The organism is Halogranum roseipondis, assembly GCF_059695585.1.
In genome coordinates, this window is the sequence record NZ_CM185235.1 from 1,538,965 (window position 1) to 1,562,326 (window position 23,362).

At 66.2% G+C, this 23,362-nt stretch carries 28 protein-coding genes; 17 read left to right on the forward strand and 11 right to left on the reverse strand.

Features of this window, described 5'->3' with window-relative positions:
* Positions 1-136 precede the first annotated feature (136 nt).
* The 5 genes from secF to EOHIBHHM_RS08285 all read left to right on the forward strand — a co-directional run bounded on the left by secF (position 137) and on the right by EOHIBHHM_RS08285 (position 3,656).
* Positions 137-1,042 carry a protein translocase subunit SecF gene (gene secF / locus EOHIBHHM_RS08265; protein WP_497256392.1) on the forward strand — a complete coding sequence of 302 codons (906 nt, stop codon included), beginning with the start codon at positions 137-139 and terminating at the stop codon, positions 1,040-1,042.
* Positions 1,042-2,628 carry a preprotein translocase subunit SecD gene (locus EOHIBHHM_RS08270; RefSeq protein WP_497256955.1) on the forward strand — a complete coding sequence of 529 codons (1,587 nt, stop codon included), beginning with the start codon at positions 1,042-1,044 and terminating at the stop codon, positions 2,626-2,628. Before secF ends, EOHIBHHM_RS08270 begins: the two co-directional genes overlap by 1 nt.
* A 43-nt stretch (positions 2,629-2,671) precedes the next feature.
* On the forward strand, positions 2,672-2,959 hold the full coding sequence (locus tag EOHIBHHM_RS08275) for a hypothetical protein (RefSeq protein ID WP_497256394.1): 288 nt from the start codon (positions 2,672-2,674) through the stop codon (positions 2,957-2,959).
* Positions 2,960-3,084: 125 nt separating this feature from the next.
* Positions 3,085-3,324 (forward strand): DUF7511 domain-containing protein, encoded by a 240-nt coding sequence (locus EOHIBHHM_RS08280; protein ID WP_497256396.1) that lies wholly within the window; start codon positions 3,085-3,087, stop codon positions 3,322-3,324.
* Positions 3,325-3,404: 80 nt separating this feature from the next.
* Positions 3,405-3,656: a hypothetical protein gene (locus EOHIBHHM_RS08285; protein WP_497256398.1), complete on the forward strand. Its 252-nt coding sequence runs from the start codon at positions 3,405-3,407 to the stop codon at positions 3,654-3,656.
* 1 nt (position 3,657) lies between these two features.
* Here the strand turns inward: EOHIBHHM_RS08285 and rnhB are convergent, their stop codons facing one another.
* The 3 genes from rnhB to EOHIBHHM_RS08300 all read right to left on the reverse strand — a co-directional run bounded on the left by rnhB (position 3,658) and on the right by EOHIBHHM_RS08300 (position 5,887).
* Entirely contained in the window at positions 3,658-4,317 is a 660-nt protein-coding gene (gene rnhB / locus EOHIBHHM_RS08290) for a ribonuclease HII (RefSeq protein WP_497256400.1), read from the reverse strand.
* A 105-nt stretch (positions 4,318-4,422) separates the two neighbouring features.
* On the reverse strand, positions 4,423-4,545 hold the full coding sequence (locus tag EOHIBHHM_RS08295) for a hypothetical protein (protein WP_497256402.1): 123 nt from the start codon (positions 4,543-4,545) through the stop codon (positions 4,423-4,425).
* 55 nt (positions 4,546-4,600) lie between these two features.
* Complete coding sequence (locus EOHIBHHM_RS08300) at positions 4,601-5,887, reverse strand: tRNA pseudouridine(54/55) synthase Pus10 (RefSeq protein ID WP_497256404.1); 1,287 nt, start codon at positions 5,885-5,887, stop codon at positions 4,601-4,603.
* A 204-nt stretch (positions 5,888-6,091) separates the two neighbouring features.
* Between EOHIBHHM_RS08300 and EOHIBHHM_RS08305 the strand changes: the two genes are divergently transcribed.
* On the forward strand, positions 6,092-7,525 hold the full coding sequence (locus tag EOHIBHHM_RS08305; protein WP_497256406.1) for a PGF-pre-PGF domain-containing protein: 1,434 nt from the start codon (positions 6,092-6,094) through the stop codon (positions 7,523-7,525).
* Between the two features lie 176 nt (positions 7,526-7,701).
* The gene (locus tag EOHIBHHM_RS08310) at positions 7,702-8,745 is read left to right on the forward strand and encodes a DMT family transporter (RefSeq protein WP_497256408.1); all 1,044 of its coding nucleotides are present in this window, start codon (positions 7,702-7,704) and stop codon (positions 8,743-8,745) included.
* 1 nt (position 8,746) lies between these two features.
* On the opposite strand, the gene EOHIBHHM_RS08315 is transcribed toward EOHIBHHM_RS08310, so the two are convergent.
* Entirely contained in the window at positions 8,747-9,271 is a 525-nt protein-coding gene (locus EOHIBHHM_RS08315) for a DUF4112 domain-containing protein (protein WP_497256410.1), read from the reverse strand.
* A 106-nt stretch (positions 9,272-9,377) separates the two neighbouring features.
* Here EOHIBHHM_RS08315 and EOHIBHHM_RS08320 point away from each other — a divergent pair, with 106 nt between their 5' ends.
* The gene (locus EOHIBHHM_RS08320) at positions 9,378-10,427 is read left to right on the forward strand and encodes a M48 family metalloprotease (protein ID WP_497256412.1); all 1,050 of its coding nucleotides are present in this window, start codon (positions 9,378-9,380) and stop codon (positions 10,425-10,427) included.
* A gap of 40 nt (positions 10,428-10,467) precedes the next feature.
* Here the strand turns inward: EOHIBHHM_RS08320 and EOHIBHHM_RS08325 are convergent, their stop codons facing one another.
* From EOHIBHHM_RS08325 to EOHIBHHM_RS08335, 3 genes are all read right to left on the reverse strand, one after another.
* Positions 10,468-10,662, reverse strand: coding sequence for a hypothetical protein (locus tag EOHIBHHM_RS08325; protein WP_497256414.1), 195 nt, complete (start codon positions 10,660-10,662; stop codon positions 10,468-10,470).
* Between the two features lie 114 nt (positions 10,663-10,776).
* Positions 10,777-11,088, reverse strand: coding sequence for a hypothetical protein (locus EOHIBHHM_RS08330; RefSeq protein ID WP_089827496.1), 312 nt, complete (start codon positions 11,086-11,088; stop codon positions 10,777-10,779).
* Positions 11,089-11,397: 309 nt separating this feature from the next.
* Complete coding sequence (locus tag EOHIBHHM_RS08335) at positions 11,398-11,535, reverse strand: hypothetical protein (RefSeq protein WP_170864908.1); 138 nt, start codon at positions 11,533-11,535, stop codon at positions 11,398-11,400.
* Between the two features lie 335 nt (positions 11,536-11,870).
* On the opposite strand from EOHIBHHM_RS08335, the gene EOHIBHHM_RS08340 reads away from it, so the two are divergent.
* The 5 genes from EOHIBHHM_RS08340 to EOHIBHHM_RS08360 are packed head-to-tail and all read left to right on the forward strand — an operon-like array spanning position 11,871 to position 17,651.
* Positions 11,871-13,028 carry a PstS family phosphate ABC transporter substrate-binding protein gene (locus EOHIBHHM_RS08340; RefSeq protein ID WP_497256416.1) on the forward strand — a complete coding sequence of 386 codons (1,158 nt, stop codon included), beginning with the start codon at positions 11,871-11,873 and terminating at the stop codon, positions 13,026-13,028.
* 60 nt (positions 13,029-13,088) lie between these two features.
* Positions 13,089-14,153 carry a phosphate ABC transporter permease subunit PstC gene (pstC, locus tag EOHIBHHM_RS08345; protein ID WP_497256418.1) on the forward strand — a complete coding sequence of 355 codons (1,065 nt, stop codon included), beginning with the start codon at positions 13,089-13,091 and terminating at the stop codon, positions 14,151-14,153.
* Positions 14,150-15,733 (forward strand): phosphate ABC transporter permease PstA, encoded by a 1,584-nt coding sequence (gene pstA, locus EOHIBHHM_RS08350; RefSeq protein WP_497256420.1) that lies wholly within the window; start codon positions 14,150-14,152, stop codon positions 15,731-15,733. Before pstC ends, pstA begins: the two co-directional genes overlap by 4 nt.
* Positions 15,726-16,637 (forward strand): phosphate ABC transporter ATP-binding protein PstB, encoded by a 912-nt coding sequence (gene pstB / locus EOHIBHHM_RS08355; protein ID WP_497256422.1) that lies wholly within the window; start codon positions 15,726-15,728, stop codon positions 16,635-16,637. Before pstA ends, pstB begins: the two co-directional genes overlap by 8 nt.
* Positions 16,638-16,643: 6 nt before the next feature.
* A complete protein-coding gene (locus tag EOHIBHHM_RS08360; RefSeq protein WP_497256424.1) occupies positions 16,644-17,651 on the forward strand; it encodes a hypothetical protein in 1,008 nt (335 codons plus the stop codon).
* Positions 17,652-17,678: 27 nt separating this feature from the next.
* Here EOHIBHHM_RS08360 and EOHIBHHM_RS08365 read toward each other — a convergent pair whose 3' ends face one another.
* The gene (locus tag EOHIBHHM_RS08365; RefSeq protein WP_497256426.1) at positions 17,679-18,275 is read right to left on the reverse strand and encodes a twin-arginine translocation signal domain-containing protein; all 597 of its coding nucleotides are present in this window, start codon (positions 18,273-18,275) and stop codon (positions 17,679-17,681) included.
* Between the two features lie 191 nt (positions 18,276-18,466).
* On the opposite strand from EOHIBHHM_RS08365, the gene EOHIBHHM_RS08370 reads away from it, so the two are divergent.
* Together EOHIBHHM_RS08370 and EOHIBHHM_RS08375 are read left to right on the forward strand one after the other, a co-directional pair.
* Positions 18,467-19,417 carry an ABC transporter ATP-binding protein gene (locus tag EOHIBHHM_RS08370; protein WP_497256428.1) on the forward strand — a complete coding sequence of 317 codons (951 nt, stop codon included), beginning with the start codon at positions 18,467-18,469 and terminating at the stop codon, positions 19,415-19,417.
* Positions 19,414-20,199, forward strand: a complete 786-nt coding sequence (locus EOHIBHHM_RS08375) for an ABC transporter permease (RefSeq protein WP_497256430.1) — start codon at positions 19,414-19,416, stop codon at positions 20,197-20,199. The genes EOHIBHHM_RS08370 and EOHIBHHM_RS08375 overlap by 4 nt, the downstream gene beginning before the upstream one ends.
* Positions 20,200-20,262: 63 nt before the next feature.
* On the opposite strand, the gene EOHIBHHM_RS08380 is transcribed toward EOHIBHHM_RS08375, so the two are convergent.
* Both EOHIBHHM_RS08380 and EOHIBHHM_RS08385 read right to left on the reverse strand, forming a co-directional pair.
* Positions 20,263-20,451 (reverse strand): DUF7501 family protein, encoded by a 189-nt coding sequence (locus tag EOHIBHHM_RS08380; RefSeq protein ID WP_497256432.1) that lies wholly within the window; start codon positions 20,449-20,451, stop codon positions 20,263-20,265.
* Positions 20,452-20,600: 149 nt separating this feature from the next.
* Complete coding sequence (locus EOHIBHHM_RS08385; RefSeq protein WP_497256434.1) at positions 20,601-20,732, reverse strand: hypothetical protein; 132 nt, start codon at positions 20,730-20,732, stop codon at positions 20,601-20,603.
* Here EOHIBHHM_RS08385 and EOHIBHHM_RS08390 point away from each other — a divergent pair.
* On the forward strand, positions 20,725-21,303 hold the full coding sequence (locus EOHIBHHM_RS08390) for a histidine phosphatase family protein (protein ID WP_497256436.1): 579 nt from the start codon (positions 20,725-20,727) through the stop codon (positions 21,301-21,303). The two genes, EOHIBHHM_RS08385 and EOHIBHHM_RS08390, sit on opposite strands and share 8 nt — an antisense overlap.
* A gap of 8 nt (positions 21,304-21,311) precedes the next feature.
* Here the strand turns inward: EOHIBHHM_RS08390 and EOHIBHHM_RS08395 are convergent, their stop codons facing one another.
* Positions 21,312-22,097, reverse strand: coding sequence for a DUF2270 domain-containing protein (locus EOHIBHHM_RS08395; RefSeq protein WP_497256438.1), 786 nt, complete (start codon positions 22,095-22,097; stop codon positions 21,312-21,314).
* A gap of 145 nt (positions 22,098-22,242) precedes the next feature.
* On the opposite strand from EOHIBHHM_RS08395, the gene EOHIBHHM_RS08400 reads away from it, so the two are divergent.
* Entirely contained in the window at positions 22,243-23,202 is a 960-nt protein-coding gene (locus tag EOHIBHHM_RS08400; protein WP_497256440.1) for a transcription initiation factor IIB, read from the forward strand.
* The last annotated feature ends 160 nt before the right edge of the window (positions 23,203-23,362 follow it).

The window sequence follows — 23,362 nt, forward strand, 5'->3', positions numbered from 1 at the left end:
CGACGCGGCCGTCGCTCGGTCCGCGTCGGCCGCATTCGTCGGCCGTGTGTCGGTCTGGAAAGAAGAAGGCTTATTCGGCGTCCAGAACGACCCGAACTCATGACTCTGTTCGCAGTACCGGAGGTGGCCTGACCCCGTGTCGGGACAGATCAGCCTCCCGTTCGACCTCTTCGAGGTCGACTACACGCGGTACTCGAATCGCCAACTCGCGGCCGTCCCGCTGGCGGTGCTCGCGGTCTCACTCGTCGTCATCGCGGGGACGTTCGCGCTGACGGGGACGCCGGTCGACCCCGGCGTCGAGTTCACCGGCGGGACGGAGCTCCGCGTCGCGGTCGACGCCCCGAACGACGGTGCGGCCCGCGAGCAGATCCAGTCGGCGTTCTCGACGACCCCGGAGTCGATCCGCTCCGTGGCCGCGGCGGACAACACTTACATCGTCACGTTCCAGGCGAACCAGGGTGACGCCCCGAGCACCACTCAACTGGAGAACCAGGCCCGACAGGCCGGGTTCGAGATCCGCTCTATCGACGCGGTCGGACCGAGCTTCGGTGCCGACACGCAGCTGCTCGCGATCGGCGGCGTCGCCATCGCCTTCCTCGGGATGAGCCTCCTCGTGTTCGCGATGTTTCGGACGTTCGTCCCCTCCATCGCCGTCGTCATCTCGGCGTTCTCCGACATCGTCATCCCGGTGGCGCTGATGAACCTGTTGGGGATCGAACTCTCGCTCGGGACCGTCGCCGCTCTCCTGATGATCATCGGGTACTCCGTCGACTCGGACATCCTCCTGAACAACCACGTCCTGCGGCGCAGCGGTGACTTCTACACCTCCGTCGGCAGCGCGATGCGGACCGGTGTGACGATGACGCTCACGTCGCTGGCGGCGATGGTGGTCATGACCATCACGGCGACGCTGTTCGGCATCCAGCTGCTGTCGTCCATCGGCATCATCCTGGTGTTCGGACTGACGGCCGACCTGATGAACACCTACCTGCTCAACCTGAGCCTGCTTCGCTGGTGGAAGTTCGAGGGGGTGGCCCGCTGATGGGCGTCCTTCGCGACAACTGGCGCGTCGTCGTCCTGATCGTCGTGCTGCTCGCCAGCACGTTCGCGCTGTTCGCACCGCCGTCGGTGACCGCCGGGGGCGACTCACCGGCGGCCGGTGACGACGCCGCACGAGAGGGACCGACCAACCTCCAGTTCGGCCTCGAACTCTCCGGCGGGACGCGCATCCGCGCGCCGCTGGTCGGCGTCACCGCCGAGGAGGTCGACTTCCGCAACGAGAGCCTCTCGACCGTCGAGGACAACGTCGCCGCCGAACTCGACGGCGTGCCGGTCACCGACGTGACGGCCCGACCCGCCGGCGAGGAGCAGGGGTCGAACGCCGTCGAGGTGACCTCCGAGAACGTGAGCACGCAGCAGCTCGCGAGCGCGCTCGACGCGGCGGGCTACGAGTACGGCAACGTCCGCGAGGGCGTCACCGAGATCACCCGTCAACAGACCGTCGCCGTCCTCGAGAGCAAGATCAACGAGGCCGGCCTCAGCGGCGGGACGGTCCAGCAGGTGACCACCTCGACGGGCGAGCACTTCATCCTCATCGAGGTGCCCGGCGAGGACCGCTCGGACGTCATCGACCTCGTCGACGACCGCGGGAGCGTCCGCATCGACATCTACTACCGGACGGAGAACGGGTCGTACACGACCCGCGAGGCCGTCCTCGAACAGGGCGACTTCCGCCGCATCGGCGCGGCCGAGCAGGGTGAGGGCGGCCAGGGACCGCACGTCCCGGTCGTCATCAGCGACGAGCAGGCCGAACCGTTCCGGCAGGACGTCGTCGAGACCGGCGTCGCCCAACCCGGCGGGACGACCTGTCGGTATCAGGAAGCACCGAACAGCACCGACCCGTGTCTGGTGACGAAGGTCGACGGCGAGGTCGTCTACGCGGCCGGGATGTCGCCGTCGCTCGCCTCGAGCATGCTGAGCGGCGAGTGGACGCAGGACCCGCAGTTCATCCTCGGCACGCAGAACTTCTCTGAGGCGCAGGATCTCGCCATCAACCTCCGCGCCGGTGCGCTCCCGGCCGAACTCGACATCGGCGACGGCGGCGAGGGGACCTCCTCGTTCATCTCGCCCTCGCAGGGTGAGAGCTTCAAGGTCGACTCGCTCATCACGGGCATCATCTCCGTCTTCGCCGTCAGCGGCGTCGTCTTCCTCCGCTACCGCGAGGCGAAGGTGGCGCTGCCGATGATCGTCACCGCGCTCTCGGAGGTGGTCATCCTGCTGGGGTTCGCCGCGGCGATCGGCTACCCGATCGACCTCTCGGTGATCGCGGGGTTCATCGCCGTCATCGGGACGGGGGTGGACGACCTCATCATCATCGCCGACGAGGTGATGCAGGAGGGCGACGTCCGCTCGCGGAAGATCTTCCAGTCGAGGTTCCGCAAGGCGTTCTGGGTCATCGGCGCGGCCGCCGCGACGACCATCATCGCGATGAGTCCGCTGGCGGTGCTCTCGCTGGGTGACCTGCAGGGGTTCGCCATCTTCACCATCCTCGGCGTCGTCGCCGGCGTACTGCTGACGCGACCCGCCTACGGTGACATCCTGCGCGCACTGCTGACCGAGAACCGCTGACCGACGCGGAACGCTTTTCTTTCGACCGACGGATTCGCGAAGTATGCCCTCCGACGACGCCAGTCTGACACATCGAGAAGTACGACACATCGTCCGCGAGGAGACCGATGCCGCGCTCCGCCACCAGCGGAAGACGCTGTTCGGCGGTCTCGCGCTCTTCTGCGGCGGGCAACTCCTGGTGGTCGGCGTCGCGCTGCTGGGGCTCCCCCTCTACGCCGTCGCTCTCGGCGGACTGCTCGCACTGTTCGGGCTGGTCTCGCTAGTAGGACAGCAGTCGTTCACGGAGCGGCGAGCACAGCGCGTCGAGACGCGGACGTCCCGTAGCGACTGACCCGACGGCTCGTTCCCAGCGACTGGGAACGACTGTCCTTATCTATACTACCGGCGTGAGAAGCAGCAGCTGTAGCGAACTGCGACCACCCGACCCCGCCGGCTATCGACGGCATCAGATCACTCATGGCAGCATCCTCTCCCCTTCCGGACGACTCGAACGGTACGACGACCGACGGCCACAGACGACCCGCTCCCGACAGCTTCCCGCATCCGGCGGCGGAGTACCGGGCCGAGATCGTCGAGTACGACGACGCGCCGGACGAGTGTACCGTCTATCCGGCCGACGCACAGGAGTGGGAGCTGATGACGCGCTGGATCACGGCCCGAGAGGGCTCCTACGTCGGCCTCGAAGAGATGCGCTAGAACTCCGCCAGCGACGGCTGTGCGATGACCAGAGCGTCTCGGACGGAACGTTTTTGCTCCGACCACCTGACTCGACGGCCATGTCAACCGACGGTTCGGAACCCTCCGAAGAACTGATGCGACGCGTCGTCCGCGACGAACTCTCCGGTGCGATACGCCAGCTACAGACGACGATCCTCGGCGGGCTCGCGCTGTTTACCGGCGTTCACGCGTTGCTCGGCGGCTTCTCGGCCGGTGGTTTCGGCGTCGCCGTCGGTGTCGTCGGTGCGGCCGTACTCGTCGAGCAGTTTCGGCTCCCCACTCCTGGCGAACCCGGAGACGATCCGAGCTAGTTCAGAACTCCGCCAGCGACGACTGCTCGTTCGCCGCCAGCAGGTCCGCGCAGGTCGACCACGACCGGCGGGCGCAGTCGGGCAACTCTCCCTGTTCGGCGACGTAGGTTCGCAGAAACTCGCGCGTCGTCGGATCGCTCGGGTAGCCGCTGCCGACGTCGCCGTACACGGCGTACTTTTGAGCGATAGCGTCGACCCTCGCGTCTCGTTCGACTTTCGCAACGATGCTGGCCGCGCCGACGATCTCGTGGCTCTCGTCTGCGCCGTGTTCGGAGACGACGTTGACGTCGGCGCCCGCCGCTGCGACGCCCTCGCGGATCCGTCGGCCGAACCGCGCCTCGCTCACGTCGCCGGCGTCGACGACGACCGTGTCGCCGCCGCGGGCGACGGCGGCGACCGCCTCGACCTGTGCGGCGACCGTCAGCGAGTTCATGTCCGTCTCGGGGTCGTCGATGCGGTCGGTCGAGATCACGCCAACGCCGACGGTGACGTCGTCGCGTGCACGGAGGTCGGCGGCGATGGCCTCGCGTCGACGCGGCGAGACGCGTTTCGAGTCGTCGATGCCGTCGGGGAGCGTCGTCGGCTCCGCGCGCACCGCCGCCGCGACCATCGGTCCGAGGACGGGCCCCTTCCCCGCCTCGTCCGCGCCCACGCGTGTCATGCTCGGTGGGTCTCCGGGCGACGACAAAGCGGTTTTCCTCTCGTGTGGTCGTCACTCGGCGTTCGGTACGACAGAACAGTTGCGTCCCCGTCGCCGACGGGGGTCTCAGGGGTTCGGCGTCACCGCCAGCCGCGGTTCGTCCACGGTGATCTCGTCGGGTTCGGTCTCGGCGTCGTCCCAGTCGAGTTCCTCGCGCAGCGCCTCCCAGTCGGCGTGATTCTCACCCATGGGCGTTCGACCCGGACGTCTCTTTCCTCTCAGAAAAGTGTGGTGTTGTCCGTCGCTATTCGTCGCGGAAGAACGCCTCGTCCTCGAAGGACTCCTCCTCGCCCTCGACGGCGACGACGTCGAGCGCCGTCACCACGGCGTCGACGCCCAGGATACCCGCGAGACTGGGGTTCGTCCGCCCCTCGTCGCCGGAGACGAGTTCTTTGATGTAGAGCCCGCCCGCACCGTGGACGTCGACCGTGGCGTGTCGGGGGTCGTGGAGTTCGCCGGTCGCGCTGTAGACGTCTCGCGTGCGCGTGAGGTTGGCGCGGCGGTGGTCGACGCGGTTCGGCGTGTACTGTTCGATGGTCGCGCCGTCGAGTTCGGCGAGCGCCTCCGCCAGCCCCTCCTCGGTGACGTCGTCGCCGAACTCCACCTCCGCGCGATACGTCTTGTTCGCGTCGAGTTCCTTCACGCGCTCGACCATGTCGTAGGTTGCGAGGCGGAGCCCCTCGACCTCGACTTTCCCCTCGGCGAAGGCGTTGATGTCGCCCTCCAACTGCTCGACGTCGACGGTGCGGCGGCGGGGCTCTTTCACCTCGACGACGAAGGGGCGACCCGTCCCGAGCATCAGCGCGTCGACGTCCTCGCGGCCGGCACCGTGGAACAGCGCCTCGACGCCGTCCATCACGTCGCGGACGACGGGCGCGGTGAGCTGTTCGACGCTCTCGTCGTAGAGGTAGCCCGACCCGCCACAGTAGTCGCAGGGCTGTTTGCCCTGATAGCCGCTGCCGTTGCACTCGCGACAGGGCCACTCGGTCTGCGGGATGTCGCGTTCGAGCTTCCGGTAGCGGCCGTAGACGAACGCCGAGTGGACGCGCGTCTCGACGTCGTCGCCCTCGAGGTCGAGCGTGAACTGGACGTCCGGGCGGTCGAAGTCGACCTCCGTCCCGGTGAGTCGGCCGACCCGCTTGCCCACCTCGCGGTTGAACTCCGATTTGAACAGTTCGCCGGCGTCTTCGGGCAGTCCGGCCCCCTCGCGCAGGAGGAGTTCGTTCTCCTCGACGAGCGGCGGCGTCCGGGTCCCGACCTGGTACGTCGCGAACTCCACGCCGTCGACGCTCTCCGCGCAGCGTTCGGCCCACTCGTCGAACTCCGCGCAACGGCCTTCACAGACCCAGCAGTCGTCCGTCTCGACCGGTTCGAACGGTTCGTCGGCGTCGAGAGCGACCGCGACTCGGAGACTGTGTCCGCGGTCGGCGTTCGTCAGCCCGAAACTCCGGTCGGCGAAGACGCGCCCCAGACAGGCGTCGCAGAGAGGCCCGCTCTCGGCGAGTGCGCGGGCGTCGTCGAGGATGCTCATACGTGTACCAACCGGAGCAGCGGTAACTGTCTTACCGTTTGTCGCTGGCCGCATCGGGTTCGCGGTCGCGCTGGTCGCCCCCCTCCGTCACCTGCTTGCCCCGATTCTCGAGATTGATAACTCGCCCGACACTCCTTTGTACAAACTATTTCTCACCGACAGTATGCGCGCTGAACATCATCGACTGTCTCGTCGGAGGTCGGCGTGACGTCCCGAAAGCTCACCACTCTGACCGTCACGACGCTGCTCGTCCTCACAGCGGTCGTCGGAACCGCCCCGTTGAGTGTCGCGGCCGCAGGGAACACCGCTGGCAACGTTCCGGTGACGGGGTCCGTCGAGTCTGCGGGCAACGAACCTGTAGACGGACTCGTCCACGCGGCGACCGAGGAGTGGGAACACGTCGAGTATCTTCCGCTCGGCGCGAGCGGGAACTTCGAACTCTCCGCCCACCAGGGTGAGACGTACGACCTGGGCTACCTCCAGTACGAAGAGGGCGAGAACGGCGACGAAACGTTCGCACGAGACGGCGTCCCGGACGTCTACTCGCTCGGTACCGTCGACGTGGACGGCGAGACCGACCTCGGGACGACGACGCTTCCCGAAGCTAACCTGTTGACGGTCTCGGTCGTCGACGAGACCGGAGATCCGGTCCACGGGGCGGACGTCACGGTAACTCACCGTTCGGACGACGGTTCCGTCGCCGGGTGGTGTATGGAGACGAACGAGAACGGTCAGTTAGTGAACTACGACAACGAAGACGCCGGCATCGAGGCCGCCGGCAACGTCCAGATCTCGGTCGACGTGCAGGAGGGTCTCGACGACGGGAGTGACGTCCACGAGTGTGGGTTCGAGAGCTCCGTCGAGGAGACGGAGGTGACTCTCACCGAGGACCGTCACGTAGAGTTCGAGGTCGACACGAGTGTCGACGGCGGAAGCAGTGGCGGTAGTAGCGGCGGTGGAAGTGCTGGCCAAGACACGCCCGCCAAAGTCACCGTCACGGACGGGGTCGCACACGTCTCGTTCGAGCCCGAAGAGCGAGGCGAACTCATCCGCGCACCGCTCGGCGACGGCGTCGACGCAGGTGACGCCACGGTCGACCGCGTCGCGGTGACGCCGGTGTTCGGCTACGGCTTCGATCTCTCTGTCGCCGACAACACGGACCAGCCCGCGGACAGTCGAGCGCTCGACGGTCACACGCCCGTCGAATTCTTCGACGTCGAGACGGACGGGGTGAAAGACGGGGAGATCGAGTCGGCGACGATCAAGTTCACCGTCGACGACGGTGTGATCTCGGGTGACGCCGCCGCTGCAGACGTGGTTCTGTACCGATACCACGACGGCGAGTGGCAGGCGCTCGACACCGAACACAAACGCGGGACGACGTATCTCGCGACGTCGCCCGGGTTCTCCACGTTCGCTATCGGTCTCTCGGACGACGGTGGCGACGACGTCTCCAGTACTCAATCCGACTCGTCGAACCGCTCGACGGCCACGTCCCAGACGAACGCGACGCCGACGTCGACGAACACCGAGCGTCCCGACTCCCCGTCGACGACGCAGACGGAGTCACCCGGTTTCGGTGTTCTCACAGTGCTGTTCGCACTCGCCGGGTTCGCGCTGATCGCCCGACGGCGCTGACGGGATCGCTCGACTTTATTCGAGGTATCCACCGCCCCGTACCAACGGGGTCAACAATCGTGTAAGATCCTGGAGTTGAGAGGGCGTCACACCCGTGTCGCGTGTTATCGAGGGTTCGAGAATATTCATGTGCCCGGGGCTATTACGTTGGTTCCCCGACTGGGATACACGATACGATGAAATCTATATGGAATCTGACTAAACACCGTGATGCACTGCTGTTCGTCGCGCTTGCGTTCGTCTGGGGTACCTCCTTCATGGCCATCAAATCCGGTCTCGCGGAACTCCCTCCGATCCTCTTTGCGGCGCTGCGCTACGACGTCGCCGGCCTGCTGCTCTTCGCCGTCGCGCTGTCGCGAACCGACCGCTGGTTCCCGCGCGGACGTGACGAGTGGATTCTCGTCGGCGTCGGCGGCGTCCTCGTCATCGGACTACACTTCGGCCTGCTGTTCACCGGCCAACAGTACGTGACGAGCGCGACCGGCGCGATCATTATGAGTACCACGCCGATGCTGACGCCGCTTTTCGCGTGGTTTCTGCTGCCGGACGAGCGCATCGGCCTCCCCGGGATGCTGGGCGTGCTGTTCGGCCTCGCGGGCGTGGTCGTCGTCGCCGACCCCGACCCCACGGCGCTGGGTGGACAGTTCACCGGCGTCGCGCTCATGTTCCTCTCGGCCGCGAGCTTCGCGTTCGGAGCGGTCCTGACCGACCGTCTCCCGGCGCGACTCCCGCTGTCGACGGCGCAGGCGTGGACGATGCTGGTCGGTGCCGGACTCCTGCACGTCCTGCACGTCGCGCTCGGTGAGCCGTCGGTCACGACCGTCCGGTGGTCGGGAGACGTCCTCCTCTCGCTCGCGTACCTCGGGGTCGCCGCCGGTGCGGGTGGGTTCCTGATCTACTTCCACCTCCTGGACCGACTCGGCCCGACCGAGATCAGCCTCGTCAACTACGCGGTGCCGGTGTTCGCGGCACTGGCTGGCTGGGCGCTGCTCGGCGAGTCGATCACCGCCGCCACCGTCGGTGGGTTCGCACTCATCTGCTTCGGGTTCGCCCTGATGAAGTGGGACGCCGTCTTCCCCCGCGTGGTTCGACTCCAGGCTCGGCTCGGCCGCGGATTCCTCCCGGAGAACGTCTACGTTCCCGACTCCCCGGCACAGACGCGGACCGAGAGCCACACGCAGAGCCAGTCGACCGGTCACGCCTACCCCGGCGACGACTGAGCTACACCAGTCCGAGTTCTCCGAGGAGCCACACGGCGAGGAGTGTCGACGCTGCGCCGAGTGCAAGCAGGAAGCCGAACAACCCTGCTGTCGCGACGAGCAGGAACCGACGGTCTGCGGCCCCGCCATCGGGGTCGACGCGGCGCGCCTCCGCCAGTCGGACGTTGCGTGCGTTGGCCTTCCAGACCGCGTCGAACACGTCACCGACGACGGGCAGCGACCCGACGGTGGCGTCGACGACGAGGTTGAACAACATCCGCAGCAGCGTCTCTCGCGGCACGCCGAGATACGCGGCCTCGACGACGATGTACGCCGCGAGCACGGCCCCCGGCGCGTCGCCGACGACGGGGAGGAGACCGAGAAGCGGGTCGAGTCCGATCCGGTAGTTCGTTCCCGGCACTCGGACGGCGTCGTCGAGGAGGTAGCCGAGACCGTGGAGTCGGTCGAGCGTCTCTCGAACCTCCGCCTCGTCGAGGTTCTCGGCTGGCGGGAGCCACGACGACTCTCCGGACGACTGTTCGCTCACACGACTCGGGAGGGCGGCAATCGGCTTGACTCTCCCGGCGACAGCGCCGGTCGGTTCCCCCACCTTCCCCGGTGGTTTTTCCCGTTCGACCGCCGAACCCCTGCTGATGTCGCTCCGTCCCGACCACTGGCTCCGGGTTCGACTTGTAGGAGCCGTCCTCGTCGTCCTCGGCTTCGACGCGCTTCTCGTGTTCGGCCCGGCAGGGTTCGTTGCGTACACTCTCCCGACCGTTGGGCTCCGAGACGCACTCTTCGCGACCGCCGTCGGAACGCCGCTTGTCGTCGCCCTTCAAGCGGCCTACGCCTACTGGCGAACGCTCGGGTCGGTTTCACCGCAGACGGTCACCGCCGAGGAGGAACCGGACCTCCACGCACTACTGGATCGTCTTTGCCGCCAGGCCGACGTTCCGAAACCGGGGCTCGCCGTCGCCGACTCACCCGTCCCGAACAGTGTCGTCGCTGGCCGTCCGGGTAACCCTGTGGTCGTCGTGACCACGGGACTCCTCGACGCACTCGACGCGGAGGAACTCGCCGCCGTCCTCGCACACGAACTGGCCCACGTGGTGAACCGCGACCGGTTGGCGGTGGTGTTCGCGGCAGCACCCGCAATCGTCGCACACCGGTACCTCGTCTGGCAGTCCGAGCGACTGAGTCGTGACGTCGACCGAACGGACGAACGAGGGTTCGTCGGTCTCGGCGAGAACAACTTCCTGAGTGCTCTCGTCGGTATCGCCGTCGGACTCGTCTTCGGCGTCGTCAGCGAGGCGGTCTTCCGCCTCTTCGCCGTCCAGCGGGAGTACGCCGCCGACCGTGCGGCGGCACGACTCACCGGGAACCCGGTAGCGTTGGCGAGCGCACTCGCGACGCTCGACGACCGAGCACGGGCGATTCCGTCGCGTGACCTCCGCGCACACGACAGTAGCGTGAAGGCGGTGTCGTTCCTGCCGTACCCGTTCGAACACCGTGAGCGCGAGACGGTCGACTCGAACGCCGACATCGACTGGACCGACCCGGCGGCCGTCGAGGCGATGTACGAAGAGCAGCCGCTGAGGCGACGAAACGAGTCGAAAGAAGCGGGTGAAGAACCGATTCCGTTTCCGGTGCGGTCGCATCCGCGAACCCGCCGTCGCATCGAGCGACTGCGAGCGACGAACTGACCGGACTCAGTCTTGCGGCGTTCGATGCCGCTCGACCTGTTCACTCTCGTCGACGGAAGCCGACGAGACCGACGGCTGCGACCACGGCGAGGAGGGCCGCGAGCAGCGGGTGGGCGACCGCGAACACGGCGGCGGGCGTGACGAGGGCGAGCGCCAGCGAGACGAGCGCCGGGGGTGCGGGTCGGTGGTCGTAGGGTCGTGCGTTGTCGTGTCGGGCGACGCGATGTCGTTTCATCGGGGGCTGTGAGTTCGGATGTAGTCGTCGAGCGGTTCGGGGGGCCGACGAGCGTCGCGGGGTGGGAGCGCCGAACTCGCGTCACCGACGACGGCGGACGGACACGACGGTCCGTCAACCGACGCCGGTGTGCGAGTCGACCGTCGCGACGGCGCGCTTGATGCCGAAGCCGTCGGCGAGCTGTGCCGCGACGCTCTCGTCGTCGGGGGCGTCCGGACGGAGGCGGAGCGTCGTCTCCACCTCCACGGTGAGGTCGTTCAACCCCGGCTGGAGGCCGCGGATGTCGACCGTCTCGATCGCCTGGACGCCGTCGATCTTGCGGAGACGGTCGCGGACGCCGTCGTGGAGGTCGCCGCGGGCGTGCCGCGACACCAGGACGGTCAGTTCGGCGCGAACCGTCACGTCGGGTCTCTTCTGGACTGACATGAGGCCCCTGTCGCGGTTCGAACGCGACGCGCCGCGAAGGCGCGCTCCACGGGCGGTGCCCGCAGGGGTAGCGATGCCTCTCTCCGGTCGGGTGGCGGTCGAGTCGACGACCGACGACCGCTCGTCGGTCGTGGGCGTCAGCCGACGAGGCCGGTCGGATCGAGTCGACCACCGGTGACAGTCCGGCGACTGTCGTCGGTGTGAGGATGCGGCGGAGAAGGGTGGACCCGCGCTCGGGTCGACCGACAGCGTCGGCCCTGCTCTCCGAGAGGGTTCAGAGAAGCGGACCGACGACCGCCGCGTCCTGCGTTACGCGACGACGAGGTCGAACCGAGTGCGCGGGTGAGAGTCCACGCCGACCCCTCCGTCGCAGTTCGTGCGACGAATCTTCCCGACGGTCTCGCCATAGCGAGCAAGCGTCGGGATGGTGTGGGTCGGAGTGGTCATGGGAGTCACCTCGCGCGGCGTGACTGCCACGCGATTGGCGTGTTTGACACGATTATTCCCAACACCATAAACGTTGTTCTGGTGTGACACGTCGTGTCAGTGTCTGCGATCAGGGGTGACTGTCGCACTCGCTTCCATAGATTGAATCATACGAGACGCAACAATTAAATTGAAACGACGAGATATTATCAACCAGCGGAACGTACCGACCCACAAATAGGTCTATATATTCGTCAGTTGCTCCGCTGACTGCTACCGTGCAACCAGTAGTGTGTGGGACTACTGTATTCGGGTATTAGCAGCCCTCTTACGTTTGAACCGGGGATGTGCTGGTGATGACGCGTGACTCAGAGCGGCAGGCCACCTCGGCATCGCGGCGCAAGTTCCTCGTTGCATCCGGCGCAGCCGGCGTCGCTGCGCTCGCCGGTTGTTCTGGCAACGGTGGGACGAGCGGCAACGGCAGCTCCACTGACACCGACTCCGGCGAGCAGGCCGCGAGCGGCGGGACGGAGACCCAAAGCGAGAGCGCCGGGTCGACCCAGCCGCTGACGGCCGACGGCTCCTCGACGGTGTTCCCCATCACCAACACCGGTGCGAGCTACTGGAACTCGAACCCCGAGCCGGGCGACGAGGACTACTGGCCGGAGCAGTGGGCCGCCGAGACGTACGACACCGACAAGCGACTCGCCGACTACTTCGCCGGCCTGTACGGGTACGAGGCGACGGGTGAACGGAGTAACCCGCCGTACCTCGTGAACGTCGCGCTCAGCCACTCCGGAACCGGCATCGAAGGCGTGATGGACGGTCGCGTCGACATCGGTGACGCCAGTGCGTCGGCGAAGGCGGAACTCAGCGGCAAGGACGTCTCCCAGTCGGAACTCGACAAGTTCGTCGACCACGTCGTCGGCGTCGACGGACAGCCCATCGTCGCCTCGAAAGAGATCGTCGACGCTGGCGTCGAACAGATCACCCTCGACCAGCTGAAGCAGATCTACAAGGGCGAACTCACGAACTGGAGTGCCGTCGGCGGTCCGGACAAGGAGATCCTCGCGCTCGGTCGCGCCGAAGGCTCCGGGACGGACACCGCGTTCCGCAGCAACGTCTACGGCGACCCCGAGGCATCCATCAGTCCGGACCAGCGCTACGGGAAGAACCAGCAGCTCCAGCAGGCCGTCTCGCAGGCCGACAACGCCATCGCCTACATCGCACTGGCGTTCGTCCAGCCCGACGGACAGGTCCCGCCCATCGGCCTCGAGATCGACGGGACGCTCTACGAGTACGGCAAGAACCTCGGCTCGAAGGAGTACCCGCTCTCGCGTGACCTCCACGCCTACACGTGGGAAGACACGTCGAAGCAGGAGGCCGCGTTCCTCAACTTCGTTCTCAGTGACTTCGGACAGAAGAACTTCGTCGAAGCGAACAACTACTTCAAGCTCCCCGAGGAGCGCCTGAAGAAGCAGCGCGAGAAGGTCAAGCCCGGCAACTACAACTGATCGCGGCGACCGTCGTTCGCGTTTCGACCACCACGATTACTTTCCATCACGTTCGTAACAATGTTAGACGCACTGTCGACCACTACCGCGGACTACCGCTCACGGTACGACGACGGCGCAGTGACGCTGTGGGGGATCGGCGCGGCGATCCTGCTCGTGACGTTCGTCCTGTTCATGACCGGGTCACGCTGGACTGCCGTCCCGTTCTTCGCTTTCGTCGTGCTAGCTGCAGTCGGCTGGTACGCGTATCAACCGGAAACTGCACGCGGACTCACGTTCTTAGCCACGATCCTGACAGTCGCCATCCTCGGACTCATCATCGCGTTCATCTTCCTCGAGGCGATTCCGGCGTTCCGAGCGATGGGGCTGGACCTGCTCACGAAGACGGACAAGCCGCTGTGGGGGAGCGGGACGTACTCGCTGACGCCGATGATCTTCGGGACGCTCGTGACGACCACCATCGCGACGCTCGTCTCGGCCCCGCTCGGCATCGCGGGCGCGTTGTTCTTGAGTGAAATCGCTCCCGGAACCGTCCGTGAGTTCGTCAAACCGGGTATCGAGATGATGGCCGGTATCCCCTCTATCACGTACGGGTTCATCGGATTCGTCATCGTCAACGACTACTTCTACTCCGAGCTGTCGACGCCGACCATCGGGAACCTGTTCACCGTCGGCACGATGATCGGCATCATGGCGTTGCCCACCATCGTCACCGTCGCCGAGGACGCCCTCTCGACGGTCCCCGAGTCGATGAAGAGCGGCTCGCTGGCGATGGGGTCGACCGACTGGCAGACGATGAAGAGCGTCACCGTCCCGGCGGCGTTCTCCGGCGTCTCCGCTGCGGTCATCCTCGGCGTCGGCCGCGCGATGGGGGAGACGATGGCCGCGACGGTGATGATCACTCACAACAAATCCGGCTTCCCGACGCCGCTGTACGACGTCTTCGGCTCACACGGGGAGACGCTCACAACCGTCATCGCCTTCGAGGCGGGCAACGCGTCGGGCGTCCACCTGAGCGCCCTCTTCGCGGGCGGCGTCATCCTCTTCGTCACTGTCTTCGCGATGAGCGTCGGCGCGCAGTACATCGAATCGCGCACGAGAGAGAAGCTGGGGGGTGCACAGTGAGCAACGTCCGACAGACGTCGCTCGTCACCGACGGTTCCAGCCTCGGTAACCGCGTCGCCTCCGGCACCATCGGGCTCGGTGTGCTCGCCTTCGTGGCGAGTTGGCTGCTGCTGTTCCGGTGGGTCACCCCCGGCACTGACGTCCTCGGCGTCTCGCTGTTCCAGGCGCTCGGGCTGTGTCTCGTCTTGATGGCCGTCGGTATCCTCGGGCTCGGTGTCGCGTCGACGACCGGCGCGATAGAGACGGACCCGACCCACACCGCCGGTCTGGTGACCGGGGTCCTGGTCGGGTCGCTCGGACTCGTCACAGGCGGGGTGCTCACGTCGCAACTGCTCGGTCTCGGCGGTGTCGGCTGGGCGCTCGGTGGCTTCGTCGTCGGTACCATCGCTGCGGCGGTGTCGGTGCTTCCGGACGAAGATATCGGGTCGACGGTACCGGCAGGCGCGTTCCTGCTCCTCGTCGGAACCGTGTTCGCGACCGGTCTCGTCGGCACCGGCTGGTCGTGGTCGCCGGAGACGCTCTCTCTCACACTCACCGCCCCGGTCGTCGTCCCGGCACTGGCCATCGTCGGTTCGCTCGTCGGTGTCTGGAGTGCCGCGAAGGCCCGAGCGGGGTTCGGCGCGCGCGGTCGACAGAGCGGGGCGTTCCTGCTCGTCGGCGTGAGCGTCTTCGGGATGCTCGCCGTCCTCACGCTGTTGGTCGGGTTCATCGTCGTCAACGGGCTCGACACGCTGCTGACCGACGCGACCGTCGGCGGGAGTGGTCTCGTCTCGATTCCGTTCCTGATGAACGTCAGTCAGAGCCTGTACGTCGACGTCCCGGGCGTCCTCCCGGCCATCGTGGGGACGCTCTGGCTCGTCGTCGGGGCGATGGTGTTCGCGGTCCCGCTCGGTATCGGTGCTGCGGTGTTCCTCACCGAGTACGCCGAGGACGGCCGGTTCACCCAGCTCGTCGAGATCGCGACGAACGGGCTCTGGAGCACGCCGAGCATCGTCTTCGGGCTGTTCGGGCTCGCGTTCCTGCTCCCCCGCGTCAGCAACGGGAGCAAGTCGCTGCTCGGCGGCCAGCTCGTGCTCGGATTCATGCTCCTTCCGCTCGTGGTCATCACGAGCAGGGAGTCGATCAAGGCGGTTCCCGCCGAGTACCGCGACGCGAGCGCCGCACTCGGCGTCACGAAGTGGCAGACCATCAAGAGCGTCGTCCTCCCGGCGGCGATGCCCGGCGTCATCACGGGCGTCATCCTCGGTGTCGGTCGTATCGCTGGCGAGACTGCGCCGCTGCTCTTAACGTTCGGCGGCCCCCCGTTCGCCAACTCGACGCCGAACGTGCTCGGTTCGTTCGAGTTCTCGCTTGCGCCGCCGTTCGTGACGAACGAGGCACTGATGACCGCGGGCAGCGCGCTCCCGTATCAACTGTACACGTCGATTACGAGCGGACGGCTCCCCGGACAGGGCGCTCCCTTCTCCGTCCAGGAGTTCGGATGGGGGACGGCGCTCGTCCTGCTGCTCGTCGTCCTGGGGCTGTACGCGATCGGTATCGGTAGTCGACTCTACTTCCGGAGGAAACTGTACCATGAGTAACGCGAAACCACGCACGGACGAACAGCACACGAGCACGAACACCGGCACCACCACGGTCGGCGAGACGGACGAGGCGGTCCGCGAGGAGTGGACCGACTACCGGTTCGAGGGCGAGGCGAAGCTCTCGGTCGAGGACCTCGACGTCTACTACGGTGACGACCACGCGCTCGAGAGCGTCTCGATGGACATCCCCGAAGAGAGCGTGACCGCACTCATCGGGCCGTCGGGCTGTGGAAAGTCGACGTACCTCCGGTGTCTCAACCGGATGAACGACCGGATCGCCGCCGCCGAAGTCGACGGCTCCGTCACGTTCGACGGTGACGAGATCTACCAGGACGGCGTCAACCTCGTCGAACTGCGCAAGCGCGTCGGGATGGTGTTCCAGTCGCCGAACCCGTTCCCGAAGTCGATCCGCGACAACGTCACGTACGGACCGCGGAAACACGGCGATCTCAACTCTGGTGTGCTCGCGAAACTGCTCGGTACCGCTACCACGGAGAAAGCGGACGCGCTCGTCGAACAGTCACTACGGAACGCGGCGCTCTGGGACGAGGTGCAGGATCGCCTCGACGACAACGCGCTGGAGTTGTCGGGTGGCCAGCAACAACGGCTTTGCATCGCTCGCTGTCTCGCGACGGACCCCGAGGTCATCCTGATGGACGAACCGGCGTCGGCGCTGGACCCCATCGCCACCTCCCGCATCGAGGATCTCATCGCCGACCTCGCCGAGGATTACACCGTCGTCGTCGTCACACACAACATGCAGCAGGCCCAACGTATCTCGGATCAGACGGCCGTCTTTCTCACCGGCGGCCAACTCGTCGAGTACGACGACACGGAGAAGATATTCACCGACCCCGAGAGCCAGCGGGTCGGAGACTACATCACCGGCAAGTTCGGGTGACCGGAGATGGAGCGTCGGAAGGTCCAGCAGACCGGAAGCTCGACCTACACCATCTCGCTACCGAAGCAGTGGGCCTGTGACCACGGCATCGAACCGGGGATGCAGCTCGCGCTCTGTCCCGGAGCGGACGGATCGCTCGTCATCGGCGCGGACCAGACGGCCGACGGCGGCACGTCGACCGTCGACGTCGCAGACGAGTCGCCGACGGCGGTCCGCCGGACCGTCGAACGGTGTTACGGTCTCGGCTACGACCGAGTCCGGTTCGTCGGCGACGGTCTCTCGCCCGCCCAGCGGCGTGCGGTCACCACAGCGGTCAACGGTCGAACCGGCTTCCAGATCGTCGCCGACACCGGCGACGCGGTCACCGTCGGCTGTCTGCTCGATACGGAGACGGTGTCTATCGACCGTACGGTGATGCAGCTCCAGTACGTCGCGCTCTCGATGCAGACCGACGCAGTGACCGCGTTGACCACGGCCGACGAGGAACTCGCGTCCCACGTCACTGAACGTCGCCGCGACGCCGAACGCCGGGCGGCCGTCGTCGAGCGTTACTTCGAGCGGACGCTGACCGACCAGAAGACGCTGAACACGCTCGGATTCGGTCGACCGGCGCTGTTCGACTACCGGGTGGCGGCCGACCGACTCGGCCGCATCGCGGTGCAGGCTGCGGAACTCGCGCCGGCCGCCGGTCGAGTCGACGAGTCGCCGCCGGACGAGTGGCTCGACTCGACGGCCTCCTACGCACGCCGCGCACGAACGCACACCGAAGACGCCGTCGCCGCGCTGCTCGACGGAGACGACAGAACGACGCTTTCCGACCTTCGCGAGTCGGGTGGTCGACTCCTGGACGACCTCGACGAGTTCGACCGTGCGCTCTACGAGAGCGGTCGAGCGGACGCGTTCCTCTTCGGGCAGGCCGTCGACACTCTTCGTCGCGTCGTCCAACACGGCGACGCCATCGCTGCTCGCGCGACGGCGGCGAGGCTCAGAGCGTTATGCCCCGACAAAAAATGACGGTCGACGCCGGTGACGAGTGCGGCGTTACGCCGACTCGTTGCCGGTAGTCGTCTCGTTGCCGGTAGTCGTCTCGTTACCGGTAGTCGTCTCGTTGCCGGTAGTCGTCTCGTTACCGGTAGTCGTCTCGTTACCGGTCACGGTTTCGTTGCTCGTCGTCTCGTTGCCGGTCGACTCGTTACCCGACGGTGTCGACGTCGGCGTCGCCGTACTCTCGACTTCGACGGTGTGCGTCGCGAGCGTCTCCTCGCCCCCGTCCTGGCTCACCCAGACGACGGCCACCTCGTCGCCGTTGGTCGTCTCGACTTCGACGTAGTTGCCGACCGAGATGGGGTAAGAGCCGGCCGTCTCCTCCGCGGAGTCGGAGACCCAGGTGACGGCGCGCTCGCCGCCGACGGTGACGTAGACCTCCTTCGTCGCGTCGTCCGTGATCCGGTCGCCGTCCATGTGGGTGACGCGCGTCGTCTCCGGCCCCATCGAGCGGAACGTGAACTCCGGGGCGGGGGCGTCGCCGGACGCCGATCCGTTGCCGGTCGAGTTGTTCGACGAATCGTTGGAGGGTGCGCCGGAACAACCGGCCACGAGCAGGGTACCGAGGCTTGCGATGACAGTTCGTCGCTGCATATCTCGGCCGTTTGAGCGGATGATATAAATGTCTTCCAGTATACATCTATGTCGGGTGATGCCCCAGCCCACGGCTGTGCGCACCACGCTACTGTCTCTCGGTTCCGGCCTCCGTTGCCGGTGTGTGGTTCTCAGGCAAGACTGCCGTCGGTCACGCCGCTTAATGCGCTGTGTCGTCGACTGTGAGACGAATGACTGCTGCGATCGAGGTCTCAGATCTCCACAAGCGATACGGCGACGTGCAGGCGCTCGACGGGGCGTCGCTCACCGTCCCCGAGGGCTCTTTCTTCGGACTCCTCGGCCCCAACGGGGCGGGCAAGACGACGTTCATCAACGTCCTCGTCGGACTCGTCCGTAAGTCCGGCGGCGAGGCGCGGGTGTTCGGGCACGACGTCGAGTCCGACTACCAGGCGGCGCGCGACGCGATCGGACTCGCCCCCCAGGAGTTCAACGTCGACCGCTTCTTCCCCATCAAGGAGGTGCTCGAACACAAGGCGGGCTACCACGGCATCCCCGCCGACGAGGCACGCGACCGCGCCGACGAGGTCCTGCGACGCGTCGGCATCTACGAGAAACGCGACACGCGCTTCGACTGGCTCTCCGGGGGGATGAAACGCCGGTTCATGCTCGCGCGCGCGCTCATCACCGACCCCGACCTGCTCATCCTCGACGAACCGACCGCCGGGGTCGACGTCCAGCTCCGCCGTGACCTCTGGACCCTCATCACCGAACTGAACGACAACGGGACGACCATCCTACTGACGACCCACTACATCGAGGAGGCCGAACGGCTCTGCGACGAGGTGGCTATCCTCGACTCGGGGAGCGTCGTCGAGGTCGCCAGCCCCGACGACCTGATGGACCGCGGTGCCGACAAGATCACCATCACGTTCCGCGAGTCGCCGACGTCGATACCCGAGCTCACAGCTGGAAACGGCCACATCGACGACGTCGACCTCGTCGACGGCCGTCTCGTCGTCACCGCGCGACAGGGTGGCGTCGTCGCTCCCGACATCGTCCGCGAACTCGACCGTGCCGGCCACGAAATCGTCGACCTCGACATCTCGCGGACCTCGCTGGAGGAGGTGTTCGTCGAGATGACGCAGGGACAGTCGGCGACCATCGGAGGTGAGACGCAGTGAGCCTGCTTCCGACGGGGTTCAAGACGCTCGTCCGCCGGGAGATCCTCCGGTTCGTCCGCCGCCCGCGCAACACGTTCGCACCGCCGTTCATCACGAACGTGCTGTACTTCTCGGTGTTCGGGCTCATCCTCGGCGAGCGCATCCGCGACATCGCGGGGGTGCCCTACATCGTGTTCATCCTGCCGGGGCTCATCGTGCTCGGGGCCGTCTCCAACGCCTTCGAGAACGCCTCGTTCAGTATCTTCCACGGCCGATGGAACGAGTACATCCACGAGACGCTCACCTCGCCGCTCTCCTACGGGCAGATGGTCTGGGCCTACATCGTCTCCAGTGCGACCCGTGGCGTCATCGTCGGCGTGCTCGTCGCCCTGCTCGGCCTCGCCATCATCAACCCGCTGTACGCCGCCAGCGTCGGCGTCGCCCAGCCGCTCTACCTGGTCGCGTTCATGCTCGTCATCACGCTGCTGTTCGCGAGTTTCGGCGTCGCCGGCGGCCTCTGGGCGGAGGACTTCGACGACCTGACGATGATGAACCAGTTCATTCTTCGTCCGTTGGTGTTCTTCGGCGGCGTCTTCTACTCGCTGTCGGACATCCCGCCGATGCTCCGTGACGTCTCGCTGTTGAACCCGATGATCTACATGGTCAACGGCGTCCGCTACGGCTTCATCGGCCGTGCAGAGGTCGACCCGAACGCGTCGCTTGCGGTGTTGCTCCTCTTGACGGTGCTCGTCGCCACGCTGGACGTCTATCTGTTCAAGAAGGGGTACGGACTCACCGACTGAGAGGCACCGTTTCGGCCGGCGCGGGCCGTGACATCGAGGTTCGGGAGTGGATAATCGTGACCGTCAGCCACCCCACTCGCCGCTCATGTCGGAGGCGACCATCGAGCGCCAGTCGCGGAACTCGTTTTGACAGCTAGGGTGGTCGTCGATGTGGTCGATGAACCCCGCGCCGCCGTCCGTCAGTTCGCCACCACAGAACGGGCACGTCTCGGGACTCTCCCAGTTTCGTGTGGTTGTCGTTCCTGCGCTCATACAACTGGTCGAATGTCGTCGAAGGTAATCAATCTATTGGTGATCGTAATCCTATCCTCGGAATAGGACCATAGAAGCGACAAATCCGATGGTCGTTTGGCCGAAACAGAACGTGATGCCGCCGGAGAACTGACCGTTCGTCCGAAAGGTCACGCCGTCCGACGCGCCGAGTTGCCGCTCGGTTCTCGCGCGCGCTGTCGACTACTGTCGTCGGACTCGGTGGCGTCTGCGGCGAACGGAACCGCTTTGGCGCTGTCGGGAGTCGTCTCCGGAATGACCACCGTCTACTTCGTCCGACACGCCCAGTCGCCGTGGGTTCCCAATCGTGAGGCCGAGCGACCGCTCTCGGCGGAGGGGCGGGACGCCGCCGATCGCGTCGCGACGCTCCTCGCAGACGAGTCGATCGACGCCGTCGTGTCGAGTCCCTACCGGCGCGCGTACGAGACGGTCGAACCCGTCGCCGACCGTCACGGGCTCGGCGTCGACGTCGACGCCGGGTTCCGCGAGCGACGGCTGACGGACGGCCCCGTCGAGACGATCGGCGAGACGTTCGAGAGCGCCGTCGCCGCGGTGTGGGAAGACTGGTCGTTCGCGTGGCCCGACGGCGAGTCGAGTCTCGCCGCACAGCGACGCGGACTCGCTGCGCTCGACCGGGTGTTGTCGCGGTACGAGGACGGCACCGTCGTCGTCGGTACGCACGGTCAGCTGCTCACGGCGGTTCTGAACCACTACGACGATCGGTTCGACGCGACCTTCTGGCGCGACGAACTGGAGACGCCGGACGTGTACGAAGCCGAGTTCGCCGATCGAGCGATGGTCGACGTCGAACGGCGACCCCTACCGACGACGTGAGCGGCGGGTCACTCCATCTCGTCCCACGCGCCGATGTCGTGGTTCCGGAGTTCGCCCTGTGCTTGCCAGCGACGCGGCCGGAAGGTGATCCACGCGAGTCCCAGGTAGACGAGCACGACTGTCCCCGTCACGACGGTTCCGGGGACCATCCCGATCGCGGCACCGGCGGGCCAGTCGGTCACGCCCATCATCGAGACGCGGAACAGCCACGCAGCGCCCAAGACGGTGAACAGCGGGAGATAGACCCGACGGAGTCGGTGGGCGACGGCCTCCTCGTAGGAGATCTTCGTCGTCGGCTTGTGGTAGTCACGGCTCAGTTTCGGCCGCCAGTCCTCGTCGTCGATCCCCTGTGAGGGGTCCAGCGAGTACGCGAAGACGTTCTTCTGGAGGAGTCGGACACGCGAGCGCCAGATGTCGTAGCCGCGGTAGCGGCGGGCCTCGATGACGAGGAAGATGCCGACCATCACCGCGCCGACGAGGATGACGTAGTGTGGGTTCCTCGAGTCGGCGAACGCCCACGTCAGGATGGCAGCCATCACCGTCACTGCCCAGTTGCTAGTGTGGTCCAGTCGCTCGCGCCACATCTTCATCCGATGGATCTCTCCCCGGTAGAGATGTGCCATCGCCGACCCCGGCGAACTCGTCTCCTCGAAGAACCCTCGCCCCATCGTCCGCGCACGTTCGTCGGTCGGGTCGAACGTCGCATCCGACGTGGCGTGGTCCGTGTCGCCGGAGGGTGACTCCGACGCCGACCGGTCGGCGGGGTCGTCTCCGGTCGACTGCTGTTCGTCCATACAGCACGGTAGCCGACTGAAGGCAAAAAGTATTGTGCGTCAACTCCACAACCACACAAACTATTCGGCGAGACCGTCCGAGCGACCAGTGTCCCGTGTCATCGTCCGACAGACAGTTAAACACGGGACAAGTGAGTTGTTCCCGATGACAGACTCGTTTCGTGGCCGACAGCGCGAACGTGAGCGCGAGCGCGAGACCGACACCGAGTCCGAACGGGGGGAACAGACGTGTCCGGAGTGTAACTCCGACCACCTGGTCCACAGTGAGGGCGAACTGGTCTGCGACGACTGCGGACTCGTCGTCGACGAGAGCAACATCGACCGTGGGCCGGAGTGGCGCGCGTTCAACCACTCCGAACGGCAGTCGAAGTCCCGGGTCGGCGCGCCGACGACGAAGACGATGCACGACAAGGGGCTGACGACGACCATCGACTGGCAGAACAAAGACGCCTACGGGCGGTCGCTCTCCTCGGAGAAGCGAAGCCAGATGCACCGCCTGCGGAAGTGGCAGGAGCGCATCCGGACGAAGGACGCCGGCGAGCGCAACCTCCAGTTCGCACTCAGCGAGATGGATCGGATGGCCTCCGCGCTCGGCGTCCCCGACTCCGTCCGGGAGGTCGCCTCCGTCATCTACCGACGGGCACTCAACGAGGACCTCATCCGCGGACGCTCCATCGAGGGCGTCGCCACGAGCGCGCTCTACGCCGCCTGTCGACAGGAGGGGATCCCGCGGAGCCTCGACGAGGTCGCCGAAGTCTCGCGCGTCTCCCAGAAGGAGATCGGCCGGACGTATCGGTACGTCTCCCAGGAGCTCGGGCTCGAACTCAAACCCGTCGACCCCAAACAGTTCGTCCCGCGGTTCGCGAGCGAACTCGAACTCAGCAAGGAGGTGCAGTCGAAGGCCAACGAGATCATCGACGTCTCCGCGGAGAAAGGGCTGCTGTCGGGGAAGTCACCGACGGGGTTCGCCGCAGCCGCCATCTACGCCGCTTCGCTGCTCTGCAACGAGAAGAAGACCCAACGCGAGGTCGCCGACGTCGCGCAGGTCACCGAGGTCACCATCCGCAACCGCTATCAGGAACAGATCGAAGCGATGGGGCTCTGATCCGCCGACCGTTCCGTTCGTCGACCAGCCACCTCCGAATATATAAAGGCCTGATAGTGCAGGGACAAAGACAAGGGGGCCGGCGAAACTACTGTTACCCGTCACCGCGCGGGATGTGCCCGTCTCCGTGTCGGTGCGTACCTCTGACAGCGATCCGAGG

What these genes read in the sequence shown, in the direction of transcription:
- rnhB (WP_497256400.1), bottom strand. Translation starts at nt 4,317, where the DNA reads ATGACACGCGTGGGCGCGGACGAGGCGGGGAAGGGGCCCGTCCTCGGA.
- EOHIBHHM_RS08370 (WP_497256428.1), top strand. Translation starts at nt 18,467, where the DNA reads ATGACTGCTGCGATCGAGGTCTCAGATCTCCACAAGCGATACGGCGAC.
- EOHIBHHM_RS08400 (WP_497256440.1), top strand. Translation starts at nt 22,243, where the DNA reads ATGACAGACTCGTTTCGTGGCCGACAGCGCGAACGTGAGCGCGAGCGC.
- EOHIBHHM_RS08325 (WP_497256414.1), bottom strand. Translation starts at nt 10,662, where the DNA reads ATGAAACGACATCGCGTCGCCCGACACGACAACGCACGACCCTACGAC.
- EOHIBHHM_RS08390 (WP_497256436.1), top strand. Translation starts at nt 20,725, where the DNA reads ATGACCACCGTCTACTTCGTCCGACACGCCCAGTCGCCGTGGGTTCCC.
- EOHIBHHM_RS08310 (WP_497256408.1), top strand. Translation starts at nt 7,702, where the DNA reads ATGAAATCTATATGGAATCTGACTAAACACCGTGATGCACTGCTGTTC.
- EOHIBHHM_RS08320 (WP_497256412.1), top strand. Translation starts at nt 9,378, where the DNA reads ATGTCGCTCCGTCCCGACCACTGGCTCCGGGTTCGACTTGTAGGAGCC.
- EOHIBHHM_RS08380 (WP_497256432.1), bottom strand. Translation starts at nt 20,451, where the DNA reads ATGAGCGCAGGAACGACAACCACACGAAACTGGGAGAGTCCCGAGACG.
- EOHIBHHM_RS08360 (WP_497256424.1), top strand. Translation starts at nt 16,644, where the DNA reads ATGGAGCGTCGGAAGGTCCAGCAGACCGGAAGCTCGACCTACACCATC.
- EOHIBHHM_RS08340 (WP_497256416.1), top strand. Translation starts at nt 11,871, where the DNA reads ATGACGCGTGACTCAGAGCGGCAGGCCACCTCGGCATCGCGGCGCAAG.
- EOHIBHHM_RS08295 (WP_497256402.1), bottom strand. Translation starts at nt 4,545, where the DNA reads ATGGGTGAGAATCACGCCGACTGGGAGGCGCTGCGCGAGGAACTCGAC.
- EOHIBHHM_RS08280 (WP_497256396.1), top strand. Translation starts at nt 3,085, where the DNA reads ATGGCAGCATCCTCTCCCCTTCCGGACGACTCGAACGGTACGACGACC.
- pstC (WP_497256418.1), top strand. Translation starts at nt 13,089, where the DNA reads ATGTTAGACGCACTGTCGACCACTACCGCGGACTACCGCTCACGGTAC.
- EOHIBHHM_RS08285 (WP_497256398.1), top strand. Translation starts at nt 3,405, where the DNA reads ATGTCAACCGACGGTTCGGAACCCTCCGAAGAACTGATGCGACGCGTC.
- EOHIBHHM_RS08270 (WP_497256955.1), top strand. Translation starts at nt 1,042, where the DNA reads ATGGGCGTCCTTCGCGACAACTGGCGCGTCGTCGTCCTGATCGTCGTG.
- EOHIBHHM_RS08330 (WP_089827496.1), bottom strand. Translation starts at nt 11,088, where the DNA reads ATGTCAGTCCAGAAGAGACCCGACGTGACGGTTCGCGCCGAACTGACC.
- EOHIBHHM_RS08300 (WP_497256404.1), bottom strand. Translation starts at nt 5,887, where the DNA reads ATGAGCATCCTCGACGACGCCCGCGCACTCGCCGAGAGCGGGCCTCTC.
- pstB (WP_497256422.1), top strand. Translation starts at nt 15,726, where the DNA reads ATGAGTAACGCGAAACCACGCACGGACGAACAGCACACGAGCACGAAC.
- EOHIBHHM_RS08335 (WP_170864908.1), bottom strand. Translation starts at nt 11,535, where the DNA reads ATGACCACTCCGACCCACACCATCCCGACGCTTGCTCGCTATGGCGAG.
- EOHIBHHM_RS08275 (WP_497256394.1), top strand. Translation starts at nt 2,672, where the DNA reads ATGCCCTCCGACGACGCCAGTCTGACACATCGAGAAGTACGACACATC.
- EOHIBHHM_RS08395 (WP_497256438.1), bottom strand. Translation starts at nt 22,097, where the DNA reads ATGGACGAACAGCAGTCGACCGGAGACGACCCCGCCGACCGGTCGGCG.
- EOHIBHHM_RS08365 (WP_497256426.1), bottom strand. Translation starts at nt 18,275, where the DNA reads ATGCAGCGACGAACTGTCATCGCAAGCCTCGGTACCCTGCTCGTGGCC.